Consider the following 24,489-nt stretch of genomic DNA (forward strand, 5'->3'; position numbering starts at 1 on the left):
ACTCGCGCCCAAAAAAGCTCATGAACCTACGTGAAACGTTCGCAACCTTCCCGCGTGATCTGTTCGCGGGCACAGTCGTCTTTCTCGTCGCGATGCCGCTCTGTCTCGGCATCGCCAACGCATCCGGCGTCGAGCCGTTTGCCGGTTTGCTGTCGGGCATTATCGGCGGGCTGGTCGTCGCGCTGCTGAGTGGCTCGCATCTGAGCGTGAGCGGGCCGGCGGCGGGACTGGTCGTCATCGTCGTCGATGGCATTGCCAAGCTCGGCAGTTTTTCGACCTTCCTGATGGCCGTGATGCTGGCGGGCGTGATCCAGTTCGGCTTCGGCATGCTGAAGGCCGGACGCTTTGCGGCGTACGTGCCGTCGTCGGTGATCAAGGGCATGCTTGCGGCGATCGGCTTGTTGCTGATCATCAAGCAGGTGCCGCTTGCTGCTGGTTTTGCCAACGGCGGCGCACACGTCGCGGCGCAATTACCGGGCACGATTGCGACGCCGTTCGGCGTGATGTCGCTTGCCGCGTGCGCGGTAGCCGTTGTGTCGATCGCGATTCTGGCTGGCTGGGAAACTAAAGCGATGCGCCGCTTTACACTGGTACGCGCCGTGCCCGCGCCGCTCGCCGTTGTCATGCTCGGCATCGCGATCACGCTGGCGCTCGATTACGCCGCTCCAGGTTTTGCGCCTCCGGCGGAGCATCGTGTTTCGCTGCCGTCGCTGGCTTCGTTTGCCGCGTTGAACGCCGCGTTTGACTGGCCGAACTTCGAGCAACTTGTGAATCCCGATGTCTGGCGCCTCGCGATGACGCTTGCCATCGTCGCAAGTCTGGAGACGTTGCTGAGCCTCGAGGCCGTCGAGCAGATCGATCCGAAGAAGCGCTCCGCCCATCCGGACCGCGAACTCAAGGCGCAGGGTATTGGCAACATCATGGCGGGCGCGATCGGCGCGTTGCCGATTACCTCGGTTATCGTGCGTAGCTCCGCCAATGTTCATGCCGGCGCGCAGAGCCGCTGGTCGGCTGTCGTACACGGACTCTTACTGCTCGCGAGCGTGTTCGCGCTGACGGCCGTGATCAACCTGATTCCATTAGCCTGTCTCGCCGCGATCCTGATTTTCACAGGACTTAAGCTGGCGAAACCATCGTTGTTTGCGGCCGTCGCCAAGCAGGGATTCGAACGCTTTGCGCCGTTCATCGTGACAATTGTGGGCGTGCTCACAACCGATCTGCTGATCGGCATTTTGCTGGGTATTGCGTGCAGCATCGGACTGGCCATTCACGCGAATCTGCAGCGGCCTATCACCATCGCGCAGCATGACGACCACTTCCTGCTGTCGTTTCGCAAGGACGTGTCGTTTCTCGGCAAGGTGTCGCTCAAGCATCACCTGCGGCAAATTCCGGACAACGCGACCGTCATAGTGGACGCGAGCCGCGCTGATTTCGTCGATCCCGACGTGCGCGAACTAATCGATAAATTCGTCGCCGATGCCCCCGAGCGCGGCATCCATGTGGAATGCCGCCAGCTTGAACGCACGGCGCGAGAGCGGCCGAGCTTGCAGCAGCGTATGGCGTTTTTTAAACGGGCGTCCGTTAAATAAAGCGGTAATAAAAAACGAAAAAACGGCCCTCGCTTCTGGCGAGAGCCGTTTCTTTAACCGATAAAGCGCCGGATACGCGCTTCACTCAATCGAATCAATTCATCGAATTAATTAGGAAAGCTGCGGATTCAGCTTCTCTACTTTCGAATGCAACTTGTTCAGCGCTGCGAGATAAGCCTTCGCCGATGCCGCCACGATATCCGGGTCCGTACCCACACCGTTCACGATCCGGCCGCTCTTCGACAAACGCACGGTCACTTCGCCCTGAGCCTGCGTACCGGTGGTGATGGCGTTCACCGAATACAGCACCAGCTCGGCGCCGCTCGTCACCTTCGATTCGATGGCAACGAGCGTGGCGTCGACCGGACCATTCCCGCGCGCTTCACCTTGCACTTCAACGCCATCGACGGCAAACACCACGCGCGCATGCGGCTGCTCACCCGTTTCCGAGTGCTGAGCCAGCGACACGAAGCGGAACGTTTCCTTGGCCTGCATTTCCGCTGATTCTTCCGAGACGATCGCCATGATGTCTTCATCGAAGATCTCGGATTTGCGATCGGCGAGTTCCTTGAAGCGCACGAACGCGGCGTTCACATCCGTTTCCGATTCCAGCGATACGCCGAGATCTTCCAGGCGCTGCTTGAATGCGTTACGACCCGACAACTTGCCGAGCACGATCTTGTTGGTCGCCCAGCCCACATCTTCGGCACGCATGATTTCGTAGGTGTCGCGCGCTTTGAGCACGCCGTCCTGGTGAATCCCGGAAGCGTGCGCAAACGCATTCGCGCCGACCACAGCCTTGTTCGGCTGCACGACGAAACCGGTGATCTGCGAGACGAGCTTCGAAGTCGGCACGATATGCGTTGTATCGATACCGAGTTCCAGCCCGTAGTAATCCTTGCGCGTTTTCATCGCCATCACGACTTCTTCCAGCGCCGTGTTACCCGCGCGCTCGCCGAGGCCATTGATCGTGCACTCGATCTGGCGTGCGCCACCGATATGCACGCCGGCCAGCGAATTCGCAACCGCCATGCCGAGGTCATCGTGGCAATGCACGGACCACACCGCCTTGTCCGAATTCGGCACGCGTTCGCGGATGGTCTTGATCAGGTTGCCGTAGCCTTCCGGCACGGCGTAGCCAACCGTATCGGGAATATTGATGATGGTCGCGCCTTCATCGATCACCGCTTCCAGTACGCGGCACAGGAAATCGAGATCCGAGCGGCTGCCGTCTTCCGGCGAGAATTCGACGTCATCGGTGAACTTGCGCGCAAAACGCGTAGCGAGACGCGCTTGCTCGTAGACCTGATCCGCGCTCATGCGCAGCTTCTTTTCCATATGCAAAGCCGATGTGGCAATGAACGTATGGATGCGGAAGTGATCGGCGGGCTTCAGGGCGTCGGCTGCGCGCTGGATGTCTTTATCGTTGGCGCGGGCGAGCGAACAGATCGTACTGTCCTTGATCAGGCCCGCAATGGTGTGGATCGCGTCGAAATCGCCGTTCGAGCTGGCAGCAAAGCCTGCTTCGATCACATCGACCTTCATCCGCTCGAGCGCCTTCGCGATCCGGATCTTCTCTTCCTTCGTCATCGACGCGCCGGGGGATTGCTCGCCATCACGCAAGGTCGTGTCGAAAATGATCAGTTTGTCTGCCATGTCGGGGCTCCAGTGGGGAGTTTTAGAGTTTTGAAAACGGTGGGGAAAAACAATACGGAATCCGGGTGTTCGCGCCACCGCTGGCGTCGAAAACCACGAACGAGCAGACGGGAGGCGGGAAGCTTAGCGCGGCAGGCGCGCTAGTAGCGGTAGCGCGCGTAGCGGCGCACCAGCTAGGAAAGACGAGAGGGGATGGGCGAAAAAAATCATTGGCAGACTATAACGAGATTTTTGGGAGCGTGCAATTGGGCTTTCCGATCGGGGCGATTAATGTCACCTGCATGGGCTACCCGAATGCTTTGGGGCCGCAACGCGCCCCAAAGCAAAAAGCGCGCACCGGCTTCAAACCAATGCGCGCTGTGCTTTCAATGCGCTTTTTCAGACGATCTGGCCGGATTCGGCCGGCCGCGCATGGCCATGTACCCCCACCACGCATAACCGGAAAAACCGTACAAGACAAACAAGCCGAACAACATCAACGGCGGATCCGACGATACAAGCACAAACGCCACCACAACCAGCAGCACGCCGGCGAACGGCACCCGGAACCGCACATCGAGCGCCTTGCCGCTGTAGAACGGCGCGTTTGACACCATCGTGACACCGGCATAGATGGTCAGCGCAAACGCCACCCACGGCAGCCAGACCAGCTTGAGCGGCACGCGGTTATCGGTGGCAAGCCACACGAAACCCGCGATCAGCGCCGCCGCTGCCGGGCTCGGCAGGCCCTGGAAATAGCGCTTGTCCACCACACCTACGTTCGTATTGAAGCGCGCGAGACGCAATGCCGCACCCGAGCAATAGACAAACGCCGCGAGCCAGCCCCAGCGGCCCAAGTCTTTCAGGATCCATTCGTACATCACCAGCGCGGGCGCCACGCCGAACGAGACCATGTCGGAGAGGCTGTCGAACTGCTCGCCGAACGCGCTCTGCGTATGCGTCATGCGTGCAACCCGGCCGTCCATGCCGTCCAGCACCATGGCCACGAAGATCGCGATGGCCGCGATCTCGAAGCGTACGTTCATGGCCTGAACGACCGCGAAAAAGCCGCAGAACAACGCGGCCGTGGTGAACGCGTTGGGCAGCAGGTAAATGCCGCGCTTCCTCAAAAATTGTTGCCGCTTCGCACGCCGCGTTTCCAGCACGCCGATGTCCTGCGCCGACTTGTTACGGCGAAACGCCCGAGGGGGTGTTGCCGTGCTTCGCGTTCGGCGCGGTTTGAGTGCCATCGAGTCCTCCGTTGTGCAGCCTGGTTTTACCGCTTTATTTGTACTGATTCTCTGCCGGTTCACTGACTACTCTGCGAACTCGGCAAGGATGGTAGACGAGGCCGACACCTTCTCGCCAATCGCCACTCGCGGACGGCTGCCAATCGGCAAATACACGTCGACCCGCGACCCAAAGCGGATAAAGCCATAACGCTGGCCACGGTTAAGCGGTTCGCCAACGTGGACGTAGCACAAAATGCGCCGCGCGATCAGTCCGGCGATCTGCACCGACGTCACCGTATGCCCAGCGGCGGTCTGGATCACGATCGCGTTGCGTTCGTTCTCGGTCGAGGCTTTGTCGACGGCAGCATTGAGATACGAACCTGGAAAGTACTCCACCTTGCTGATCGCGCCATCGACCGGCGAGCGCTGCGAGTGGACATTGAACACGTTCATGAACACGCTGATCTTCAGCGCTTCGCGGCCCGCGTATGGGTCATGCGCGGTTTCCACTGCGACGATACGGCCGTCGGCGGGACACAGCACAGCGTTCGCCTGAACCGGAATCGGCCGGGCGGGGTCACGGAAAAACTGGACGACGAAGATTGTCAGCAGCCAGAACGGCCAGGCAAAACCAAAGCCGCCGATGGCCTGGATCAACACGGCAATGACAGCCGCAATGGCAATAAACGGCCAGCCTTCGCGCGCGATGATCGGATGTGGATAGTTCATGAACGAGTTCTATGTTTTTAGTAAAACCGTAGGATAGCAAAAGCCGTCCGGCGCCAAGCGACACCGGACGGCTTGCGGTCTTCACTAGGACCGGCACATGAGGCCGGTCGTTCAGCTTTTTAGTTCTAAAGCTGCTTAGTTCTTCGACTGATCAACCAGCTTGTTTGCAGCGATCCACGGCATCATCGCGCGCAGCTTGGCACCGACCGTTTCAATCTGGTGCTCAGCCGTCAGGCGGCGACGCGATTGAAGCGTGGGTGCGCCAGCCTTGTTTTCGATGATGAAGCTCTTTGCGTACTCGCCCGTCTGGATGTCCGTCAGCACTTGCTTCATGGCCTTCTTCGTTTCCGACGTCACGATCTTCGGACCCGTCACATATTCACCGTATTCGGCGTTGTTCGAGATCGAGTAGTTCATGTTGGCGATGCCGCCTTCATAGATCAGGTCGACGATCAGCTTCAGTTCGTGCAGGCATTCGAAGTACGCCATTTCCGGCGCGTAACCGGCTTCCACCAGCGTTTCGAATCCAGCCTTGATCAGGTCGACCGTACCGCCGCACAGCACAGCTTGCTCGCCGAACAAGTCCGTTTCCGTTTCTTCGCGGAAGTTCGTTTCGATAATGCCGGCACGGCCGCCGCCGTTCGCTGCTGCATACGACAATGCGACGTCGCGTGCTGCGCCCGACTTGTCTTGTGCCACGGCGATCAGGTGGGGTACGCCGCCGCCTTGCGAGTACGTGCTGCGAACCGTGTGGCCCGGCGCCTTCGGGGCGATCATGATGACGTCGAGGTCAGCACGCGGGATAACCTGGCCGTAATGCACGTTGAAACCGTGCGCGAATGCCAGTGCAGCGCCTTCCTTGGCGTTGTCATGCACTTCGTTCTTGTAGACTTCAGCGATCTGCTCGTCCGGCAGCAGCATCATGACCACGTCCGCGCCCTTCACGGCTTCGGCCACTTCCTTGACCTTCAGGCCGGCCTTCTCAGCCTTGCTCCACGATGCGCCGTTCTTGCGCAGACCGACCGTCACGTTCACGCCGCTTTCCTTCAAGTTCAGCGCGTGTGCATGGCCTTGCGAGCCATAACCGATGATCGTGACTTGCTTGCCCTTGATGAGGGAGAGGTCGGCGTCTTTGTCGTAGAAAACTTTCATGGTGGTTCCTTTACCTGGAATTAATGTGTGAATTGGGTACTAATAACGTGCGCGCTGTTCAGGCGCTCTCAGACCTTCAGGATTCGCTCGCCCCGGCCAATGCCGGAACTGCCTGTGCGTACGGTCTCGAGAATCGCCGTTGCGTCCAGCCCCTGAATAAACGCGTCGAGCTTGTCGCTCGCGCCCGTCAGTTCCATCGTGTAGCTTTTTTCGGTAACGTCGATGATGCGGCCGCGGAAGATGTCCGCCATCCGCTTCATCTCTTCCCGTTCCTTACCGACCGCTCTCACCTTGATCAGCATCAGCTCGCGCTCAATGTGGGCGCCCTCTGTCAGGTCGACCACTTTCACCACCTCGATCAGGCGGTTCAGGTGCTTTGTGATCTGTTCGATCACGTCATCCGAGCCAATGGAAACGATGGTCAGCCGCGACAGCGAACTGTCTTCGGTCGGCGCCACCGTCAAGGTTTCAATGTTGTAGCCACGCGCGGAAAAGAGCCCGACGACACGCGATAACGCGCCCGGTTCGTTTTCCAGCAGCACGGAAATAATGTGTCTCATGATAGTTGCGTTCCTGATTTATCCAGTGAATAAGCGTGTTCCCGCAAAACTCACGCGCCACGATCGTCTTTTGTGAAGACGGGCGCGCGCGAGCCGCGCTTGGGAAAACAGCCGTTATAGATCTTCCGATCCGAGCAGCATTTCCGTGATGCCCTTGCCTGCCTGGACCATCGGAAATACGTTTTCGGTGGGATCTGTCTGGAAGTCGAGGAACACCGTGCGGTCCTTCAGGCGCAGTGCTTCTTTCAACGCCGGCTCTACATCGCGCGTGTGCTCAATGCGCATGCCCACATGCCCATAAGCCTCAGCCAGCTTCACGAAGTCAGGCAGCGCGTCCATGTACGAACTGGAATAGCGCTTCTTGTATTCGATCTGCTGCCATTGCCGGACCATGCCGAGATAGCGGTTGTTCAGCGAAATGATCTTGACCGGCGTGTTGTACTGCTTGCACGTCGACAATTCCTGGATGCACATCTGGATCGAACCTTCGCCCGTGATGCACAAGACCTCGTCGTCCGGGTGCGCCATCTTCACGCCCATGGCCGCCGGCAGGCCGAAGCCCATGGTGCCGAGGCCACCCGAATTGATCCATCTGCGTGGCTTGTTGAAGCGGTAGAACTGCGCCGCCCACATTTGATGCTGGCCAACGTCCGAACAGACGAATGCTTCGCCGTCGGTCAGTTCCCACGCCTTTTCGACCACGTACTGCGGCTTGATGATCTCGCTTGCGCGATCGAACTTGAGGCAGTCCTTCGAGCGCCACGCCTCGATGTCCTTCCACCAGTCGGCCAGCGCCGCGATGTCCGGACCGTGTTCGGCCGTCTGCAACTGCTCGATCAACTCCTTGAGCACTTCCTTCACGTCGCCGACGATAGGAATATCGACTTTCACGCGCTTGGAAATGGACGACGGATCAATATCGATGTGAATGATCTTCTTCGCATGCGACGCGAAATGTTCCGGATCACCGATCACGCGGTCATCGAAACGCGCGCCAATCGCGATCAGCACATCGCAATGCTGCATGGCCATGTTGGCTTCGTACGTGCCGTGCATGCCGAGCATGCCGAGGAATTTCTTGTTGTCCGCGCGATAACCGCCCAGGCCCATCAGCGTGTTCGTCACCGGATAACCGAGCAGGTCGGCGAACTGATTCAGTTCACGCGCCGCATTCGCCAGGATGATGCCGCCGCCCGTATAAATGTACGGACGCTTCGCCGACAGCAACAACTGCACGGCCTTGCGGATCTGGCCCGAATGGCCTTTGGTCACCGGATTGTACGAACGCAGCGAGACGGATTTGATCGGTTCGTATTTGCACGGCGTCTTCGACACGTCTTTCGGAATGTCGATCAGCACCGGGCCGGGACGTCCCGTTCGGGCGATATAAAACGCTTTCTTGACGGTCGCGGCAAGCTCGCGCACGTCTTTGACGAGGAAGTTGTGTTTGACGCAGGGGCGCGTGATACCGACCGTATCGCACTCCTGGAATGCATCCTGGCCGATTGCCGCAGTAGGAACCTGGCCGCTGATGATGACCAGCGGGATGGAATCCATATAGGCAGTGGCAATGCCGGTCACCGCATTGGTGACGCCGGGGCCGGAAGTCACCAGGGCCACGCCAACATTGCCCGTGGAGCGCGCGTAGGCGTCGGCGGCATGAACCGCGGCCTGTTCGTGGCGCACGAGAATATGCTGGATCTGGTCCTGCTTGTACAACTCGTCGTAGATATAGAGTACCGAGCCGCCGGGATAGCCCCAAATGAACTCGACTTTTTCGTCAGCGAGCGCGCGCATGAGCACGGTGCCGCCAATGGATTCAGCTTCGAGGGGGGGAGTCGTATCCGACGTGGAGAATTCCGCGCTGGGCATATTCATACATTCACCTTTCGAATTTTCGGCAAAAAATTGATTGGGTGCTCTCTGCCGGGCTTATGGCTCGGGTTCAAGCGGCGCGTCTAAATGGGAAGCGGGCTTCTTGGGCTCGCCTCAAAGAGACAGTTCACTTTATGATGCGAGTCGGAAACAATAGCCCGAGGCAATAAAGCTCGTCAAGGAAAAACTGCACAATACCGCCTGACGTGCGCCGGAATCAGGTCCTAAAGGCTCGGAATTATCCGAAATGCTGAAGAAAGGTCTGTGTTTCAGCCTGTAACAGCGGCGCATTTCCTCGCTGTTCACTCAAAAGTTTGCTAGCATCCGCAGGCTTTAACCTCTCACCAACCCTTATCGACGCACGCTCGTTGCGCCGGGCCTCACGGATGGCATCAGACAAGGAACTCGCCGATTTTCTGGCGGGCGTCGAAAGACGCGCGTTTAAGCAGACGGTGTACACCGTACGCGACGACGATGCGGCGCTCGACATCGTTCAGGATGCGATGATCAAGCTCGCCGAAAAATACGGCGACCGGCCTCCGCCCGAATTGCCCCTTTTGTTTCAGCGTATCCTGCAGAATGCAACGCACGACTATTTCCGGCGCCAAAAGGTCCGCAATACGTGGGTAAGCCTGTTCTCCTCGTTCGGCAACGCCGACGACGACGAATTTGACCCCCTCGAGACCTTCGAATCGCAGGATGGGACGGTCGGTGCGGAAAGCAGCGAGAGCCGGCTCGAGCGTGAACAGGTGCTCAACCTGATCGACGCAGAGATCCAAAAACTACCAGCACGTCAACGGGAAGCGTTTCTCATGCGTTACTGGGAGGATATGGATGTCGCCGAAACCGCCGCTGCAATGGGCTGCTCTGAAGGCAGCGTAAAAACACATTGCTCGCGGGCCACGCACGCGCTGGCACACGCGCTGAAGGCGAAAGGAATCACATTATGAGCAACGCTCTCGATCACAAGGAAACCGAGTTCGCGCTGAAGGTACGCCGCGCACTCGACGAAAACATCAATTCGCTGCCCGCCGCTTCGCTCGACAAGCTGGCGGCGGCTCGCCGGACGGCGATCGCACGCAAGAAACCGGAAAAAGTCGCTGTCGCGGCGCCGGTTTTCGCGCCTGCGCTCGCCGGGGCGGGCATGGCTGGTCCGGGTTCGCTCGGCCCAGCCGGGTCTGGCCATACGGGTAAACGCGGCCGTTTCTCGCGCCTCGCCTTGGCCTGGCCGCTGCTTGCCCTCGTGATCGGATTGGCTGGCATCGCTTATTTTGAGGATCAGCAACGCACCGCGGAACTCGCCGATATCGACGCCGCCATGCTCAGCGACAATCTCCCGCTCGACGCCTATCTCGACCACGGTTTCAACGCGTACCTGACGCGCAATCATTAAGACTGCAGGAGTCATCGGGTGAGTTACAAGCGCGGCCTCGCGATTGTCTTTGGATGCGCAATTGCGGGACTTGTCGCGTTTGCTGCCACCTATCCGCGTTTCTATTCGTCCGCCTCGGCGGTCCCCGCTGCTGCCGCCCCGGTCGGGGCGAGCGGGGGAGAAGCGCTGTCGCCGCTTTCTTCGCTCTCCTCCCCCTCCAGTCCCATGGCTTGGGCTCGGCTCACCGACGCGCAACGGATCGCGCTCGCGCCGTTCGCCACGGAATGGGATCAGTTCAGCGAAGAACGTAAGCGTAATTGGATCAAGATAGCGTCGCGATACAAGAAGATGTCGCCCGATGCACAAAAGCGGCTTCATGAGCGAATGGTCGAATGGATACACATGACCCCGGACCAGCGCAAGGTCGCGCGCGAAAATTATCAGGTCTCGAAGTCCGTCCCCGTCGAGAAGCGGGAACGCGACTGGGATGCGTATCAAAAGCTGCCGGAAGACCAAAAGAAAAAACTCGCCGCCACCGAGCGCCCGCGCCGGCCGACTGTTGTTAGCGCGCCGCCTTCCGGTAAAACCGAAGTCAAGGATATTGACAGGCTGATGACAGCCCGGGAGCATGCGCGTGCTTCGGATGCTGTTGCGGACATGGCGTCAGGTTCACACGCCACGCCTGCCGCTCCCGCTATTCCCGGCGCCGCCAGTTTTGTGCCGGCCACGCCGATTCCGGTTTCGCCGCAGCAGGCGCCCTCCGTCTTCAACGGGTCTTAGGCAAAAGTGAGCGCCTCCTCCCTGGAATCTGTCGGGTCTCCCGAATTGATCGCGCCCAAGCTGCGTCGCCGGCTGGCTACGATGCTTTATGAAGGCGTGATCCTGTTCGGGATCGTTTTTATCGCCGGGTATTTGTTCAGCACGCTCACCCAGCAACGCAACGGACTCACCCACCACAATTTGCTAATGGCGTGGATCGGGTTTGTGCTCGCGATTTATTTCGTCTACTTCTGGACGCATGGCGGGCAGACACTGCCCATGAAAACGTGGCGATTGAAAGTAGTCGATGCGCGCGGGGCGCCGGTTTCGACTACGCGCGCCATCGCGCGTTATGTGTTCGCGTGGTTGTGGTTCCTGCCGCCGCTGGCGTTGCATCCACTGCTCAAGCTTTCCGTGCCGACCACGCTTGTCGTGGCCGTCGTGTGGATCGTGCTCTGGGCAGCAGCGGTATGGCTCAATCCGGCACGACAGTTTTTGCATGACCGGCTGGCCGGCACGCGGATCGTAAGCGTGGTCCCAACAGGGGCTTAGGCCAACCTCCGCATTGTTGAATCGCCGTGGAACGCGGCAACACAAAATATCTCACGCGACGTCTCGGGCATCCGAAGCGGCAGTTGAGCGCTGAAATCCAGCCCTCTCTCCTACCCTGCTTTTGTTGATCTCAGCTCAGCCAGTCTGGATCTTCCTTCAACGCCATATGCAGATTGTCGTTGAAGTGATGGATCCGATAACCCAATCCCGCAAACATCGTCTGCAATGATCGTCGCGTATAGAGCGTGATGTGACCATTGCGGGGCGCGATGTACCAGTTGTCCATTCCCCGAGGCGGCACGTGATCTATCGTCAACGTGGAAAACAGCAATACGCCCTGCTCGTTTAGCAGTCCCAGTGCTTCCTGGACCGTCGCCAATGGTTCGGGCGTATGTTCCAGAACCTCGAACGCGCTGATGAAATCGAATGAACCGGACGGCGGCACCCCTTCTTCATCCATCGGGTCCCAACTATGCCCGTCCACTCCACCCTCACGCAACAACGACGTCAGCTTGCCGTTGCCACCACCATAGTCGAGACACCTTAACGCGTGGCCTTTCTTGATGAAATCGAGAATGAAAGCCGCATTGCCCGCAGGCCGTGCATCGATGTAGTCAGGGTCGACCAGCACGTAATCATCGTTATAAATGTGCTGCAGGTAGTGAGCCTTGCTCCAATGGTCGAACGCAGTCGTGAAGATAAGGCCGCAAGCATCACATTGGTTGTAATAGACCGGCACGCCGGTGAGCGGCAGATAGCGTCCGCGCCGCTCTTCGCAACTCTTGTTAAAGTCGGTGACGCCGTAAAGCGGCGCCGGTTCGTTGCATACTTTGCACGCCGACATTCGAACGACCGGCCCCACTGTTCCACTATCCAGTTGCATAGGATTCCATCGTAAATCCGAAAGTATAGGCTATGCCAACACGATGAGGACGCTCAGCTTCTTGCGTTCTTGAGGCGATGTATTGCGTTCGGCAATCCGCAATTCATGCTTGTCGTATTGTTTCAGCGGTCGTGTCAGGTTTCGCGCGCGCTGGTGGCTTCGCAGCAACGATAGACAGCCGGGCCAATTTCTGACTGAATCAATCCGATAGCGAAACAAAATCGCACATAAAAATCGCGTGGAGTCATGCGAATTAAGCGTCCGACAAACCCATCGAAGCATTGAAATTCGCCGCGTTTTTTGCTTGTTCACGGCACACTCATCACTGCCATCGCAACCTTTAGTAATAAGAAGTTTTCGTGACTGTCATGGCTCCGTCACGTGGGCATGGCGCAATGGCCGCACTGCAACCCGTTGCGCGTGCCCATGGCCACTAAATCGTCTGCGAGTCACCTGCTAGGCATCACCCTCCGCGATGCGGAAGCCATCGCGTTCCGCACCGACGTGGCGCCACCCCCGCCTCCTGATACCACCGGCGCGAGCTTCACTCCCCACACGACTTCCGAGCCCCCATCGCGCTCCGACGACGAGCCTGCCGACCATCGTTACCGCACCATCTGGCTGTCCGATATCCACCTCGGCTCCGGTGGCTGCCAGGCAAACTATCTGCTCGATTTTCTCCGCCATAACGATTCCGAGTACCTGTACCTGGTGGGCGACATCATCGACGGATGGCAACTGCGCAAAGGCTGGTTCTGGCCGCAAGCGCACAACGACGTGATCCAGAAAGTGCTGCGCAAAGCCCGCAAGGGCACGCAGGTGATCTACATTCCGGGCAATCACGACGAAGCCGCGCGACAGTTCTGCGACCTCGCTTTCGGCGATATCCACGTGCGCCAGGAAGCCTTTCACACCACGCTCGCCGGCAAGCGCCTTTGGATCGTGCATGGTGATCTCTTCGACGGCGTCATCCAGCACGCGAAGTGGCTCGCTTATCTCGGCGACACGCTCTACACGCTGATCCTGCTGCTCAACCGCTGGTTCAACCGGGTACGCAGCCGCCTCGGCCTGAACTACTGGTCGCTCTCGCAATACCTCAAGCATCAGGTCAAGAACGCGGTGAACTTCATCTCGAAGTTCGAACACGTCATGACCGATGAAGCGCGCCGCCGCGGCTGCGACGGCGTTGTCTGCGGCCACATCCATAAAGCTGAAATCCGCGATATCGACGGTGTCCTGTACTGCAATGACGGCGACTGGGTCGAGAGCCTGTCGGCGCTTGTCGAGACGTTCGAAGGTGAACTGAAGATCATCTACTGGACTGTCCTGCGTTCGCCTGAAAACCATTCGCAAAAGGCCGCTGCAACGGCTTGATCGACCGCCGAGCAACCGCCTGAGCGCTTTCACTTATCGAGGCCATCGAATGAAAATCATGATTGTTACGGACGCATGGGAACCGCAAGTCAACGGCGTCGTGCGCACCTTGAAAAGCACCAGCCGCGAACTGACTGCGCTGGGACATCGCGTGGAATTGCTGACACCGCTCGAATTCAGGACCATCGCGTGCCCGACGTATCCCGAGATTCGCCTGTCGCTGCTGCCGCGCCGTCGCGTCGCGCAACGCATAGAAGAGTTCGCGCCGGATGCGCTGCATATCGCGACGGAAGGTCCGCTCGGTATGGCCGCCCGCTCGTTCGCCCTGCGTAACAAATTGCCGTTCACGACCGCGTACCACACGCGTTTTCCTGAATACGTGCAGGCTCGGTTTCACGTTCCGCTCGCTGCAACCTACAAGTTTTTGCACTGGTTCCACAAGCCTTCGCAAGCGGTGATGGCGCCCACGCCCGTGGTGAAAAATGACCTCGAAAAGTTCGGTTTCACGAACGTGGTCCTGTGGACACGCGGCGTGGATCTGGATATCTTCCAACCGATGGATTCGAAGGTGCTCAACACAACGCGGCCTATTTTTCTGTATGTCGGACGCGTCGCGGTCGAGAAGAACGTCGAGGCTTTTTTGAAGCTCGATCTACCGGGATCGAAGTGGGTCGCGGGCGAAGGACCGGCGCTTGCCGAACTGAAATCTCGCTATCCGAATGCGAACTATCTTGGCGTGCTGTCGCAGGCGGAACTGGCGAAGGTCTACGCGGCCGCCGATGTATTCGTGTTCCCGAGCCGCACCGATACCTTCGGTCTCGTGCTGCTCGAAGCAATGGCATGCGGTACGCCGGTCGCAGCGTACCCGGTGACGGGTCCTATCGATGTGCTCGGCACCGATGGCCCGGGCGCGCTCGACGAGGACCTCCGCGAAGCGTGCTTGCGGGCGCTGAAGATTGAACGCGCCGATGCCCGTGCGTGGGCGGAGAAGTTCTCGTGGCGGGCGGCATCGGAGCAATTCGCGTCTAACCTGAAACCGCTCGCGACTCGCGGCGCGACGCAAAGCCAGGCAACGGCTTAATCTGGCTTTTGCAAGTGCGAGAGCAACAGCATGATGGAATCCGCGTTGCTCACAGCGCAACGTGGCGGGTGCCCAAACGCGCTGTGCGGTTCGGCACCCGCCGGCCAAAGAAGGCAACAATGCGATGTAGCCGCACGCAGCTGCAACCAGCCGCTGGCGGACTCACCTTTGGTGACCTTCGGCGAGAGTTCTGCATAGCGATCGCTCTAAAAGTCGCCACCCACAGAGCATGCGTCAGACCAACCACAGCAAGTTTCAAAGAAGCGCAATGTGAAAGCCAAACCTTCAGTGCAAGCGAAATCCCTGCTCTTGATACACCGGGAACCCTTCAGCGACGAAGACGACGACATCGAGGGCTCGCCGCATCCGAGCGAACCCTTGAGCGCCGACGATCCGCTCGCTCCGTTGCCGTTCAATCCCTACAAGGGCAACCGCGGCCTGACCCGCGCCTGGCATGCGATGAAAAATTCGCTGAACGGCTTTCGCGTGGCGATCCGCGAAGAAAGTGCGTTCCGCCAGGAGCTGACGCTCGCCGCCATCCTGGTGCCGTGCGGCATCTTCGTGCCGGTCTCGCCGGTTGAACGTGCGGCGCTGCTGGCGTCGGTGCTGCTGGTGCTGATGGTGGAATTGCTGAACTCGAGCGTGGAAGCGGCTATCGACCGGATTTCGCTGGAGCGGCACGAACTCTCCAAACGGGCGAAGGATTTCGGCAGCGCGGCGGTCATGGTCGCCCTGCTGGTGTGCGTGCTGACATGGGGCCTGATAGTCGGCCCGCTACTCTGGCGATGGGCCCTGGTGCTGTTTTAAACGCGCTTAAACGCACCGCGGCACCCAACGGGCCACCCGCGCAGACCCCGTCCCCCCTCAGCCGTTTATAATCGTCCGATATCCAAGATACCCACCGATTCCGGGTTCGTGACGCTGTCAGTCAGACTGTCACGTTGGCCGCATCCGGCCGCCCCCACCCGGAACCGGTCAACCAGGTCCGGACGACATGGAAGCAAAACCTCCCCGCCGCACTCGTGAACGGATTCTCGAACTATCGCTGAAGCTGTTCAACGATATCGGGGAACCGAATGTCACGACGACCACCATCGCCGAAGAGATGGAAATCAGTCCAGGTAACCTGTACTACCATTTCCGCAATAAAGACGACATTATCAACAGTATCTTCGCGCAGTTCGAACAGCAGATCGAAAAGCGGCTGCGTTTTCCGGAAGATCATCGTCCGACGATTGACGAGATGTGGTCGTACCTGCAGTACATGGCAGATTTCCTGTGGCAGTACCGGTTTTTGTATCGCGACCTGAACGATCTGCTTGCGCGCAACCGCACGCTGGAAACCCATTTCAAACAGATCATCACCCACAAGGTCAACTTCGCGCAGCAACTGTGCGAGGCACTGGTAGCCGATCACGAAATGGTCGCAACGCCCGCCGAGATCAAGGTGATCGCGACCAACATGGGCGTGATCGCGACGTACTGGCTGTCGTACCAGTTCGTCATGAATCCGCGCAAATATAACGAGCAGGACACGATCCGCGCGGAATTGCATCAAGCGAGCCTGCAAATCATCTCGATGATGGCGCCGTATCTCCGCGGGCGATCACGGCAGATTTTCGACGACCTCGTGTCGGGGAAAATGCCGGAACGCGTCTTTGCCGATTACCGCGCGCCGAAGGAAGACGGCGCCCCTAAGGAACCTATTTAATGAAAGCTGTCTGCGTATATTGCGGCTCCGCCAATGGAGCCAGACCGGTCTATGCCGAAGCGGCAAAAGCGTTCGGCCGCGCGTTGGTCGAAGCGGATCTCGCGCTCGTCTACGGCGGCGGGAGCGTGGGGTTGATGGGCATCATCGCCGATGAAGTCTTGGCGCTCGGTGGCCGCGCCATCGGCGTGATCCCCGAATTGCTGATGAACAAGGAAGTCGGCCATAAAGGTCTGACGGATCTGTACGTCGTGCCCGACATGCATCAGCGCAAGAAGAAAATGGCTGATCTCTCGGATGCGTTTGTATCGATGCCGGGTGGTGTGGGTACGTTCGAAGAGCTGTTCGAGACCTATACGTGGGCGCAGCTCAAGTATCACGAGAAACCGGTCGCGTTGCTGAACGTGGACGGCTATTACGATCCGCTACTCGCCATGCTGCGCCATACGGTGGAAGAAGGCTTCATGCGCGCGCCGTACCTCGACATGCTGCAGGTGAACGCCGATCCCGTGAAGCTGATCGAATCGCTCAAGGCATATACACCGCCGCTGGTGGACCGCTGGCCCGAGAAACGCGACGCGGTTTGATATCCCAAGCGAGGAATTGACGATGTCAAAGGTAGTGTTAATCACGGGCGGCAGCCGCGGGATCGGCCGTGCCGCCGCATTGCTGTGCGCGGCGCGCGGCTGGTCGATTGGTGTGAATTACGCGACCAATCGCAGCGCTGCCGATGAAACCGTTGCCCGCGTGGAAGCCGCCGGTGGCCGCGCGGTCGCGATCCAAGGCGATGTCTGCGAAGAAGCCGATGTGATTGCGCTATTCGATGCGACTGTGCACGCGTTCGGCCCGATCGATGGCTTCGTGAACAACGCGGGCATTGTCGCGCCCGGTTCCGCACTCGCGGACATGGACATCGCGCGCATGAAACGCGTCTTCGATACCAACGTGCTCGGCGCGTATCTCTGCGCGCGTGAAGCAGCACGGCGCATGTCGACCAAACGCGGCGGACGGGGCGGCTCGATCGTCAATGTGTCGTCGGCAGCAGCGCGGCTTGGGTCCCCGAATGAGTACGTGGATTACGCGGGATCGAAAGGCGCCGTCGATACCTTGACGATCGGCCTCGCGAAAGAACTCGGACCGGAAGGCGTGCGCGTGAACGCCGTCCGGCCCGGTTTGATCGATACCGAGATTCACGCAAGCGGCGGCAAGCCCGATCGCGCAGCGCAGTTGGGCGCGCTCGCGCCGCTGGGTCGGCCCGGTACGGCGGAAGAAGTGGCGGAATCGATTGTATGGCTGTTATCGGATGCGTCGGCGTATGTGACCGGTGCATTGCTCGACGTGGCGGGCGGACGTTGAAGCGCTGAAACGTTGGAACGCTAGAAGCCGCCCTTCTTCTTGAGCCACACGTGTTCCTCGGCCGTTGTTTCGCGACCGAGGATAACGTTGCGATGCGGAAAGCGGCCAAACCGCTCGATCACGTCAGCATGACGGCGCGCGTAGTGCAGAAAGTCTTCCACGTCCTTGTCGTTGGTTTCATCGAAGAGCGCTTGAAACAGACGAACGGCTTCGCGCTGGCTTGCCAGCGTTTCATCGTGCTCGAACGGCATGTATGCGAACACGCGATGATGAATCGTCGGCAACGTGCGTTCGTGGCCCGTTTTTACCAACATACGCGCCAGCCTTAATGCTTCATCATCACCGGCGAATGCCCGCGGCGTGTTGCGAAAACAGTTTCGGGTGAACTGGTCGAGCAATACGATCAACGCCACCGCGCCGAGCGGTGTTTCGGACCACGAAGCAAGCTGGCTTTCCAACGCCTCTTCGATCAAAGCGCCGAAGCGCTCGCGAAGCATGGCGTCGAAGGTCGCGTCCTTCTTGAACCAGGCCTTGCGCGCGTGGCCGAACTCCGCTGAGTCCGGCGCACCGAACCAAACGTCGAGTACCGCTTGAGCGCGTACGTCGAGCATCACGCGAACTCGATCACAAGACGCCGCGTGCGCGCACTTTTCTTCTCCACCTTCGCGATCCGCAGCTCACCGATCTCGCTCGTATTGCGCACATGCGTACCGCCGCACGGCTGCAAATCAATCCCCTCGATGCGCAGCAAACGCACACGTCCCATGCCGGCCGGCGGCTTCACGCTCATTGTGCGCACAAGCTCAGGACGTTCTTCCATTTCCTGGTCGGTGATCCACTCGGTCGCCACCGGATGTGCGCCACCAATCAGCTCACGCAAGCGCGTTTCCAGCGCCTCGCGTTCGATCGGTTCGACCGTCGCGAAGTCCATGCGAGCATAACCGCTGGTGATGCTGCAGCCATCGACGGGATACGGCAGCGCCGCGCACAGCAGATGCGTCGCGGTGTGCAGGCGCATGTGCCGGTAGCGCCGTTCCCAATCGATCTCGGCCGTCACCCGGTCGCCCACGTTCAGCTTCGCGAGCAACGCATCCTGATCCGGCGCGGGCACGTGGACGGCGTCATCGGGCGTCGCACCTTCGAACTTGGCCTTGCGGGTGTCCGCTATTTCAATGCGCGTGCCGTCCGCGAGTGTCAGCGATCCGGCATCGCCGGCCTGACCGCCGCCCAGCGGATAAAACACGGTTTGATCGAGATGGATACCCAGCTCGTCGATAGCTGTGATCGACGCCTCGCAGCGCGTCAAATAGGCGTCTTCGCGAAACAACGCGCGTGTACTCATGGGAAGTCTCCTGGTCTGTCGCCGGCTGAAAATGAACCCGCATTATGCGGGTACGCCGCCAAGCCGCCTTAACCCGGGCGGTTGCGCATCCGTTTCTCCTGAATACCACCCACTGCTAGCCAATTCTAAGTCTCTGTATTTAAACGACAATACCCAACTAGCAGATTTTCTCTCTGTCACTCGTCCCTTGTGAAGGGGAAAAACGGCCAACGTGCCGGCCGCGTGAGTGGAAACCATATGCGCGGTGACAAAGATAGCTCAGCTCGGAAGCAAGGCGACGCTGAGTGACGCCAACTTGCGCGAAATCGTCACGCAACGTCTGCGCGTCCATACCCGCCATCAAGTCGATGTGACGCAAGTTTGCGCACATTGAAGCAGAACCCTTTTTCGCTGCAAGTCGCACCGCTCTTAGCCATCTTTGGGTATAGCCTTTGCAAGAGAGCACTCCGTATAAGTCGATATTTTTCGTGAGCGCACAAACAGCATTTTCCCAAAGAGGCCTGTCGTGAATACTCCAGCCGCCGAATATGTGGAATGGCTCGTCAGTCATTCTATGCTTCATCAACTCCGTATCCGCGCCCGCACATACGCCGGACAAGCCAGGCTTTGGTTACATCCGTATGCCGAGTCCAGACCTCGAATAGCCTGCGCCATGTCGTCAGTGTGGTTCACGGCTTATCCCGGATCGGTCATCACGGCACCGGGCGACTCCGTCCTTCGGACCCTCGGCAGCGATGCTCTTTGGCGCGCATTGTCCTCAATCGGTATCCAGGCTGTTCACCCCGGCCCGACAAAGCTGGCCGGTGGACTCGCAGGCCAGACTTTCACTCCGTCGATTGACGGCAACTTCGACCGCATCGGTCTCGAAATCGACGCGCGCTTTGGCACCGAAGAAGAGTTCGTCGCGATGAGCAGAATGGCAGCGGCTCACAATGCAGTTGTCATCGACGACGTCATCCCATCTCATACAGGAAAGGGAGCCGACTTCCGGTTAGCCGAGATGAACTACGGCGACTATCCCGGCCTCTATCACATGGTCGAAATCAAGCCGGATGACTGGAGCATCCTTCCTGATGTTCCCGAAGGGAGAGATGCGGTCAACTTGCCGCCGAAAATTGTGGATGCACTCAAGGAGAAGTACTACATAGTTGGACAGCTTCAACGTGTCATCTTCTTTGAGCCAGGAATCAAAGAAACTGATTGGAGCGCAACGCCTCCCGTGGTTGGGGTCGATGGCATTACCCGACGCTGGGTCTACCTGCACTACTTCAAGGAGGGACAGCCCTCGCTTAATTGGCTGGACCCGACCTTCGCCGCACAGCAACTGATCATTGGCGACGCCCTCCACTCCCTTGATGTTCTCGGCGCGCGCGGGATCCGTTTGGACGCAAATGGTTTCCTGGGCATCGAGCGCCGGCCACATGGCAATGCGTGGTCCGAGAGCCATCCGCTTTCGATTACCAGTAATCAGTTACTTGGAGGGGCAATACGTAAAGCCGGGGGCTTCAGCTTTCAGGAGCTGAATCTCACCGTCGATGACATCGCAGCGATGTCAAAAGGGGGGGCCGACCTCTCCTATGATTTCATCACGCGCCCGGCTTATCAGCACGCACTGTTGACAGGAGACACCGAGTTTCTCAGGCTCATGCTGAAAACGGTGCATCAGTACGGAATAGACCCCGGATCCCTGATCCATGCGCTTCAGAATCATGACGAGCTGACACTCGAACTCGTGCATTTTTGGACCTTGCATGCGAACACGACATTCACGTTTCAAGGCCAGACCTGGCCCGGAAACATTCTCCGCGAACACATCCGCGAAACGATGTACGAACGCCTAAGCGGTGAACATGCCCCTTACAACCTGCGATTCGTCACAAATGGAGTTTCCTGCACGACTGCGAGCATTATCGCTGCCGCGCTTAACATTCGTGAGCTGGACTCCATGACCGAGCAAGACAAGGAAAACATCCAGCAAATTCACTTGCTGCTTGCGATGTATAACGCTCTTCAACCCGGCGTCTTTGCAATCTCAGGTTGGGACCTTGTAGGTGCATTGCCGTTACCCATTGCAATGGTCGAAGAACGCATGGCGGACGGCGATACCCGATGGATTCATCGCGGCGCCTACGACCTGACTGGTGAGAATCCAGACGCAGCCGTATCCGGAGAAGGCATCCCTAAGACCATGGCCTTATACGGCCCCCTCCCCGAACAGCTGGCTAATCCCAATTCCTTTGCCTCACAACTGAAACACCTCTTATCAGTGCGCGAATCCTATAAGATTGCTTCGAGCAAACAGGTAGCCATACCCGACGTCACCTCGCCCAGTCTGCTCGTCATGGTTCATGAACTTCCTGCGGGCAAAGGCACGCAAGTGACCGCTCTCAATTTCAGCGCAAGCGCCGTTGATGAATTGATATTGTTGCCAGGCATTGCTTCTGGTCCCGTCGTCGACATGCTTGCAGAGTCGGTTGTTGGCGACCTTGACGAGTTAGGGACACTAAGAATCTCTCTGGATGGTTACCGTGGGGTTTCGCTACGCATTGTGAGCGCCCTGCATGCGGCAATAATTGACGAAGACGACTAACGAGGAAAGTATGCGATTAGCACATGCGGGATTGTGGACACGCGACATTACAACCGCCGCAGAATTCTGGCGTAAGTATTTTAATGCCGAAGTCGGACCGCTTTACCATAGCGCCCGGCGTCCTGGCTTCACATCGTGCTTCATCCGGCTAACACCGGACTCGCTTCAGATTGAACTGATGACGGGGCCTTGGGTTGCGGACAAAGCGGCTGATGAGTGCCTCGGCTGGGACCATATCGCAGTTTCGCTTGGCAGTGCCGATGCTGTCGACGCGTTGGCCGAGCGTTGCGCGGCAAACGGAATTTTGTTGTCTGGCCCTCGTGGCACGGGCGATGGTTTCTATGAGGCTGTGATAGTCGCCCCCGATGGCACACGAGTCGAAATTACCAGTTAAAGCCCTGCACTGACTGAAGCCAATAGTGCTCGGCCCGACCAAGCCGAGGCTATCGGTTGGAACGTTAGCATGACATAGCAAAGTCCGGGATGACTGAAGGAGCGGCTCTTCAGCTGAGCGCTGCATAGACGGCGTCTCGAACGTCCAGTGGAAATCGACCTCCTACACCCTCCCAATTTGTGTTGGTCAATGACACGACTGTCAGCCCGGTTGCGGGATCAAAAAACCAGCTGTGTCCGTACACTCCGCCCCACGCTACTGATCCGACACGCTGCGGGGTGTTCAGGACGGAGGGGTCCATTAACACGGCGCCCATGTATCCAAACCCCCACCCATCGTCTTGCCCTCGCAGGTCCGCTCCGACTTGAGCGCTGCACATCAGGCGCGCAAGCTTTGCGTCTATGAACCCGGTGCCTTCTTTGCGTACCATCTCAAGAACCTTCAGGATATCTAACGCTTCGCCTACCATCCCTGCACCACCTGACGGAAATTCTCCAACCGTATGGGCGCGGCGTGGAGAGAAACGGATTGCGTTCGTCCCTTCCGGGGGAACAACTTCCGCTGGTTCCGGCATTACAGTCAGCGTTTGCGAGCTATCGACATAAGGAACCGCAAGCTCACGTTCTGATTCAACAGTGAATGCAAGAGAGTCCAGTCCAAGCGGATCGGATATCAATGCATCGATAGCATCCGGCAGCGTACGTCCCGTCGCCCGCTCAATGATTGCACCGACGACATCAAGCCCGAGGGAGTATTGCCATGCCGTTCCCGGCTCGAACTTGAGCTTCGCTGCGGCTAGCCGCCGGAGATTCTCTTCGAGGCTCAGGCCTGAACAGTCCAGCCCATCAGAAATGGCCAAACGCTCATATTCCGAGCCTAGGGGCTCCTGAAAACCATAGCTTAGCCCGGACGAATGCAACAGCAGATGGTGCAGAGTAATGTCCGGCCGCCGCCCGTCTGCGAGAGACGGACGGAAATAGGGCAACCAATCCGAAACTGGCTCGTGCAAACCAAGGACGCCAATATCCAAGAGTTTCATCGCCGCGAGGCTGACAATAGGCTTTGTCACGGATGCCAGTCTGAAGCGTGTATCTATGTGCATCGGTATGGCGAGCGCTTGATTTGCAAAACCCGCGGCCTCTCGCGCAATCACAACGCCGTCCAGCGCAACCAACACTACGCCGCCGGCGATGCATGTCTCGTTGACCGCGTCGGCCAACGCACTACGCACCCTTCGGCTCACTCGAATCTCGAGTTGACCTTCCTCGCTCATCACGGTCCTCAGCGTCGACATTGACTACTTAGACAAATACGCCATTCGCGAACGCGGATACCGATGTGCAATTTATCGTCAACGCATTCGATTACAGTATCACTGCAGACTACAATTAAATAACTTCTCGGGACGTCGCGGCCTTAACGAATTGTTTTTAAGGTGGCTCTCAACGCCCCGCTCTCAGGTTCAAGGACTTATGAATTCATTCGAAGACTATCGTCAGTTTGCCAACTCGACGCTAGACGAAACCGGCCCTATTGGCATGCGCTATTTTCGACAGCCAATCGACATTGCGCAGAAGGCTGATGCCAGCCCCGTCACGGTGGCAGATATCGAAATCGAAGCCATGATTCGGGACCGGATTGCGCGAACCTACCCGTCACACGGCATACTCGGAGAAGAACAAGCATCGGTCAATTTGTCGGCAGAGCTCTGCTGGGTCATTGACCCTATCGACGGCACCAAGAGCTTCATCAGTGGCATACCTCTCTGGGGAACGCTTCTCGCTTTGCTGAAAGACGCACAACCTGTCTTTGGCATCATCGATGTCCCAGCGCTCGGCGAGCGTTATGTCGCTAAGCTTGGACACCAAACTGAGCGCAACGGAGAAGTGATCCACACGAGCCATTGCGATGACCTTCGAAAATGCAACTTGTTCGCTACTTCGCCGGACATGTTCAGCACAACGGAGTTTCAAGTATTCGATTCTCTTAGTCGCCGAGCGCGTTTCCGAAGATTCGGCGGCGATTGCTACAACTACGCGATGCTCGCGGCCGGCAACATTGACGCTGTCGTCGAGGCGGGCCTGAAGCCTTACGACTATCTTCCGGTCGTGCCAATTGTCAATGGCGCCGGGGGTCTTATGACCGATTGGAACGGTAATCCGTTGACGCCATCAAGCGATGGCCGTGTCATAGCCGCCGCCACCCCCGCACTGCATCGCGCCCTGCTCGAAGAAACGGAAAAAATCGCTCAGACCAATATTTGACGATGCCAACCTGGGAGGCGCCTATGTTGGCAACAACGAGCC

The 24,489-nt window shown here is 58.5% G+C and carries 23 protein-coding genes and 1 pseudogene; 14 read left to right on the forward strand and 10 right to left on the reverse strand.

From position 1 onward, the window contains the following. The first annotated feature begins 20 nt into the window (after window positions 1-20). Complete coding sequence (locus GSQ93_RS01225) at window positions 21-1,589, forward strand: SulP family inorganic anion transporter (protein ID WP_158933876.1); 1,569 nt, start codon at window positions 21-23, stop codon at window positions 1,587-1,589. Window positions 1,590-1,700: 111 nt separating this feature from the next. On the opposite strand, the gene GSQ93_RS01230 is transcribed toward GSQ93_RS01225, so the two are convergent. The 6 genes from GSQ93_RS01230 to GSQ93_RS01255 form a co-directional block, all read right to left on the reverse strand. Further along, on the reverse strand, window positions 1,701-3,245 hold the full coding sequence (locus GSQ93_RS01230; protein WP_158933877.1) for a 2-isopropylmalate synthase: 1,545 nt from the start codon (window positions 3,243-3,245) through the stop codon (window positions 1,701-1,703). A gap of 365 nt (window positions 3,246-3,610) precedes the next feature. After that, window positions 3,611-4,474: a CDP-diacylglycerol--serine O-phosphatidyltransferase gene (pssA, locus tag GSQ93_RS01235; protein WP_158933878.1), complete on the reverse strand. Its 864-nt coding sequence runs from the start codon at window positions 4,472-4,474 to the stop codon at window positions 3,611-3,613. 66 nt (window positions 4,475-4,540) lie between these two features. Next, window positions 4,541-5,185, reverse strand: a complete 645-nt coding sequence (locus tag GSQ93_RS01240) for a phosphatidylserine decarboxylase (RefSeq protein ID WP_158933879.1) — start codon at window positions 5,183-5,185, stop codon at window positions 4,541-4,543. A gap of 135 nt (window positions 5,186-5,320) precedes the next feature. Continuing rightward, on the reverse strand, window positions 5,321-6,337 hold the full coding sequence (ilvC, locus tag GSQ93_RS01245) for a ketol-acid reductoisomerase (protein ID WP_031360656.1): 1,017 nt from the start codon (window positions 6,335-6,337) through the stop codon (window positions 5,321-5,323). A 68-nt stretch (window positions 6,338-6,405) separates the two neighbouring features. After that, entirely contained in the window at window positions 6,406-6,897 is a 492-nt protein-coding gene (gene ilvN / locus GSQ93_RS01250) for an acetolactate synthase small subunit (RefSeq protein ID WP_047844600.1), read from the reverse strand. 114 nt (window positions 6,898-7,011) lie between these two features. Next, entirely contained in the window at window positions 7,012-8,775 is a 1,764-nt protein-coding gene (locus tag GSQ93_RS01255; protein ID WP_158933880.1) for an acetolactate synthase 3 catalytic subunit, read from the reverse strand. A 383-nt stretch (window positions 8,776-9,158) separates the two neighbouring features. On the opposite strand from GSQ93_RS01255, the gene GSQ93_RS01260 reads away from it, so the two are divergent. Genes GSQ93_RS01260 through GSQ93_RS01275 form a run of 4 tightly spaced genes read left to right on the forward strand, consistent with a single transcriptional unit; the run spans window position 9,159 to window position 11,455 of the window. Continuing rightward, complete coding sequence (locus tag GSQ93_RS01260) at window positions 9,159-9,722, forward strand: RNA polymerase sigma factor (protein ID WP_047844602.1); 564 nt, start codon at window positions 9,159-9,161, stop codon at window positions 9,720-9,722. Beyond that, window positions 9,719-10,165, forward strand: coding sequence for a DUF3619 family protein (locus GSQ93_RS01265; protein ID WP_158933881.1), 447 nt, complete (start codon window positions 9,719-9,721; stop codon window positions 10,163-10,165). The genes GSQ93_RS01260 and GSQ93_RS01265 overlap by 4 nt, the downstream gene beginning before the upstream one ends. A gap of 18 nt (window positions 10,166-10,183) precedes the next feature. After that, the gene (locus GSQ93_RS01270) at window positions 10,184-10,924 is read left to right on the forward strand and encodes a DUF3106 domain-containing protein (RefSeq protein WP_158933882.1); all 741 of its coding nucleotides are present in this window, start codon (window positions 10,184-10,186) and stop codon (window positions 10,922-10,924) included. A 6-nt stretch (window positions 10,925-10,930) separates the two neighbouring features. Then, a complete protein-coding gene (locus GSQ93_RS01275; RefSeq protein ID WP_254073705.1) occupies window positions 10,931-11,455 on the forward strand; it encodes an RDD family protein in 525 nt (174 codons plus the stop codon). Between the two features lie 130 nt (window positions 11,456-11,585). Here the strand turns inward: GSQ93_RS01275 and GSQ93_RS01280 are convergent, their stop codons facing one another. Next, window positions 11,586-12,338, reverse strand: a complete 753-nt coding sequence (locus GSQ93_RS01280) for a class I SAM-dependent methyltransferase (RefSeq protein ID WP_158933883.1) — start codon at window positions 12,336-12,338, stop codon at window positions 11,586-11,588. Window positions 12,339-12,920: 582 nt separating this feature from the next. On the opposite strand from GSQ93_RS01280, the pseudogene GSQ93_RS01285 reads away from it, so the two are divergent. From GSQ93_RS01285 to GSQ93_RS01310, 6 genes and pseudogenes are all read left to right on the forward strand, one after another. Then, window positions 12,921-13,712, forward strand: a pseudogene (locus tag GSQ93_RS01285) (UDP-2,3-diacylglucosamine diphosphatase); the annotation flags it as partial. Window positions 13,713-13,761: 49 nt separating this feature from the next. Then, window positions 13,762-14,793 carry a glycosyltransferase family 1 protein gene (locus GSQ93_RS01290; RefSeq protein WP_158933884.1) on the forward strand — a complete coding sequence of 344 codons (1,032 nt, stop codon included), beginning with the start codon at window positions 13,762-13,764 and terminating at the stop codon, window positions 14,791-14,793. 312 nt (window positions 14,794-15,105) lie between these two features. Continuing rightward, the gene (locus GSQ93_RS01295) at window positions 15,106-15,600 is read left to right on the forward strand and encodes a diacylglycerol kinase (RefSeq protein WP_254073710.1); all 495 of its coding nucleotides are present in this window, start codon (window positions 15,106-15,108) and stop codon (window positions 15,598-15,600) included. 187 nt (window positions 15,601-15,787) lie between these two features. Further along, complete coding sequence (locus tag GSQ93_RS01300; protein ID WP_158933886.1) at window positions 15,788-16,504, forward strand: TetR/AcrR family transcriptional regulator; 717 nt, start codon at window positions 15,788-15,790, stop codon at window positions 16,502-16,504. Continuing rightward, window positions 16,504-17,088 (forward strand): TIGR00730 family Rossman fold protein, encoded by a 585-nt coding sequence (locus GSQ93_RS01305; RefSeq protein WP_158933887.1) that lies wholly within the window; start codon window positions 16,504-16,506, stop codon window positions 17,086-17,088. The genes GSQ93_RS01300 and GSQ93_RS01305 overlap by 1 nt, the downstream gene beginning before the upstream one ends. A 22-nt stretch (window positions 17,089-17,110) precedes the next feature. Next, on the forward strand, window positions 17,111-17,857 hold the full coding sequence (locus tag GSQ93_RS01310) for an SDR family oxidoreductase (RefSeq protein WP_158933888.1): 747 nt from the start codon (window positions 17,111-17,113) through the stop codon (window positions 17,855-17,857). Window positions 17,858-17,877: 20 nt separating this feature from the next. Here GSQ93_RS01310 and GSQ93_RS01315 read toward each other — a convergent pair whose 3' ends face one another. Both GSQ93_RS01315 and GSQ93_RS01320 read right to left on the reverse strand, forming a co-directional pair. Then, entirely contained in the window at window positions 17,878-18,468 is a 591-nt protein-coding gene (locus tag GSQ93_RS01315) for a DUF924 family protein (RefSeq protein ID WP_158933889.1), read from the reverse strand. Continuing rightward, window positions 18,468-19,199, reverse strand: a complete 732-nt coding sequence (locus tag GSQ93_RS01320; RefSeq protein ID WP_158933890.1) for an alanyl-tRNA editing protein — start codon at window positions 19,197-19,199, stop codon at window positions 18,468-18,470. Before GSQ93_RS01320 ends, GSQ93_RS01315 begins: the two co-directional genes overlap by 1 nt. A gap of 505 nt (window positions 19,200-19,704) precedes the next feature. Between GSQ93_RS01320 and treS the strand changes: the two genes are divergently transcribed. Then, window positions 19,705-21,789: a maltose alpha-D-glucosyltransferase gene (treS, locus tag GSQ93_RS01325; protein ID WP_158933891.1), complete on the forward strand. Its 2,085-nt coding sequence runs from the start codon at window positions 19,705-19,707 to the stop codon at window positions 21,787-21,789. Between the two features lie 10 nt (window positions 21,790-21,799). Beyond that, the gene (locus GSQ93_RS38600; RefSeq protein WP_158933892.1) at window positions 21,800-22,183 is read left to right on the forward strand and encodes a VOC family protein; all 384 of its coding nucleotides are present in this window, start codon (window positions 21,800-21,802) and stop codon (window positions 22,181-22,183) included. Window positions 22,184-22,292: 109 nt separating this feature from the next. Here the strand turns inward: GSQ93_RS38600 and GSQ93_RS01335 are convergent, their stop codons facing one another. Further along, the gene (locus tag GSQ93_RS01335) at window positions 22,293-23,456 is read right to left on the reverse strand and encodes a serine hydrolase (protein ID WP_254073706.1); all 1,164 of its coding nucleotides are present in this window, start codon (window positions 23,454-23,456) and stop codon (window positions 22,293-22,295) included. Window positions 23,457-23,655: 199 nt separating this feature from the next. Between GSQ93_RS01335 and GSQ93_RS01340 the strand changes: the two genes are divergently transcribed. Next, the gene (locus GSQ93_RS01340; RefSeq protein WP_158933894.1) at window positions 23,656-24,447 is read left to right on the forward strand and encodes an inositol monophosphatase family protein; all 792 of its coding nucleotides are present in this window, start codon (window positions 23,656-23,658) and stop codon (window positions 24,445-24,447) included. Window positions 24,448-24,489 lie beyond the last annotated feature (42 nt).

The organism is Burkholderia sp. S171, from assembly GCF_009766085.1.
GTDB lineage: Bacteria > Pseudomonadota > Gammaproteobacteria > Burkholderiales > Burkholderiaceae > Caballeronia.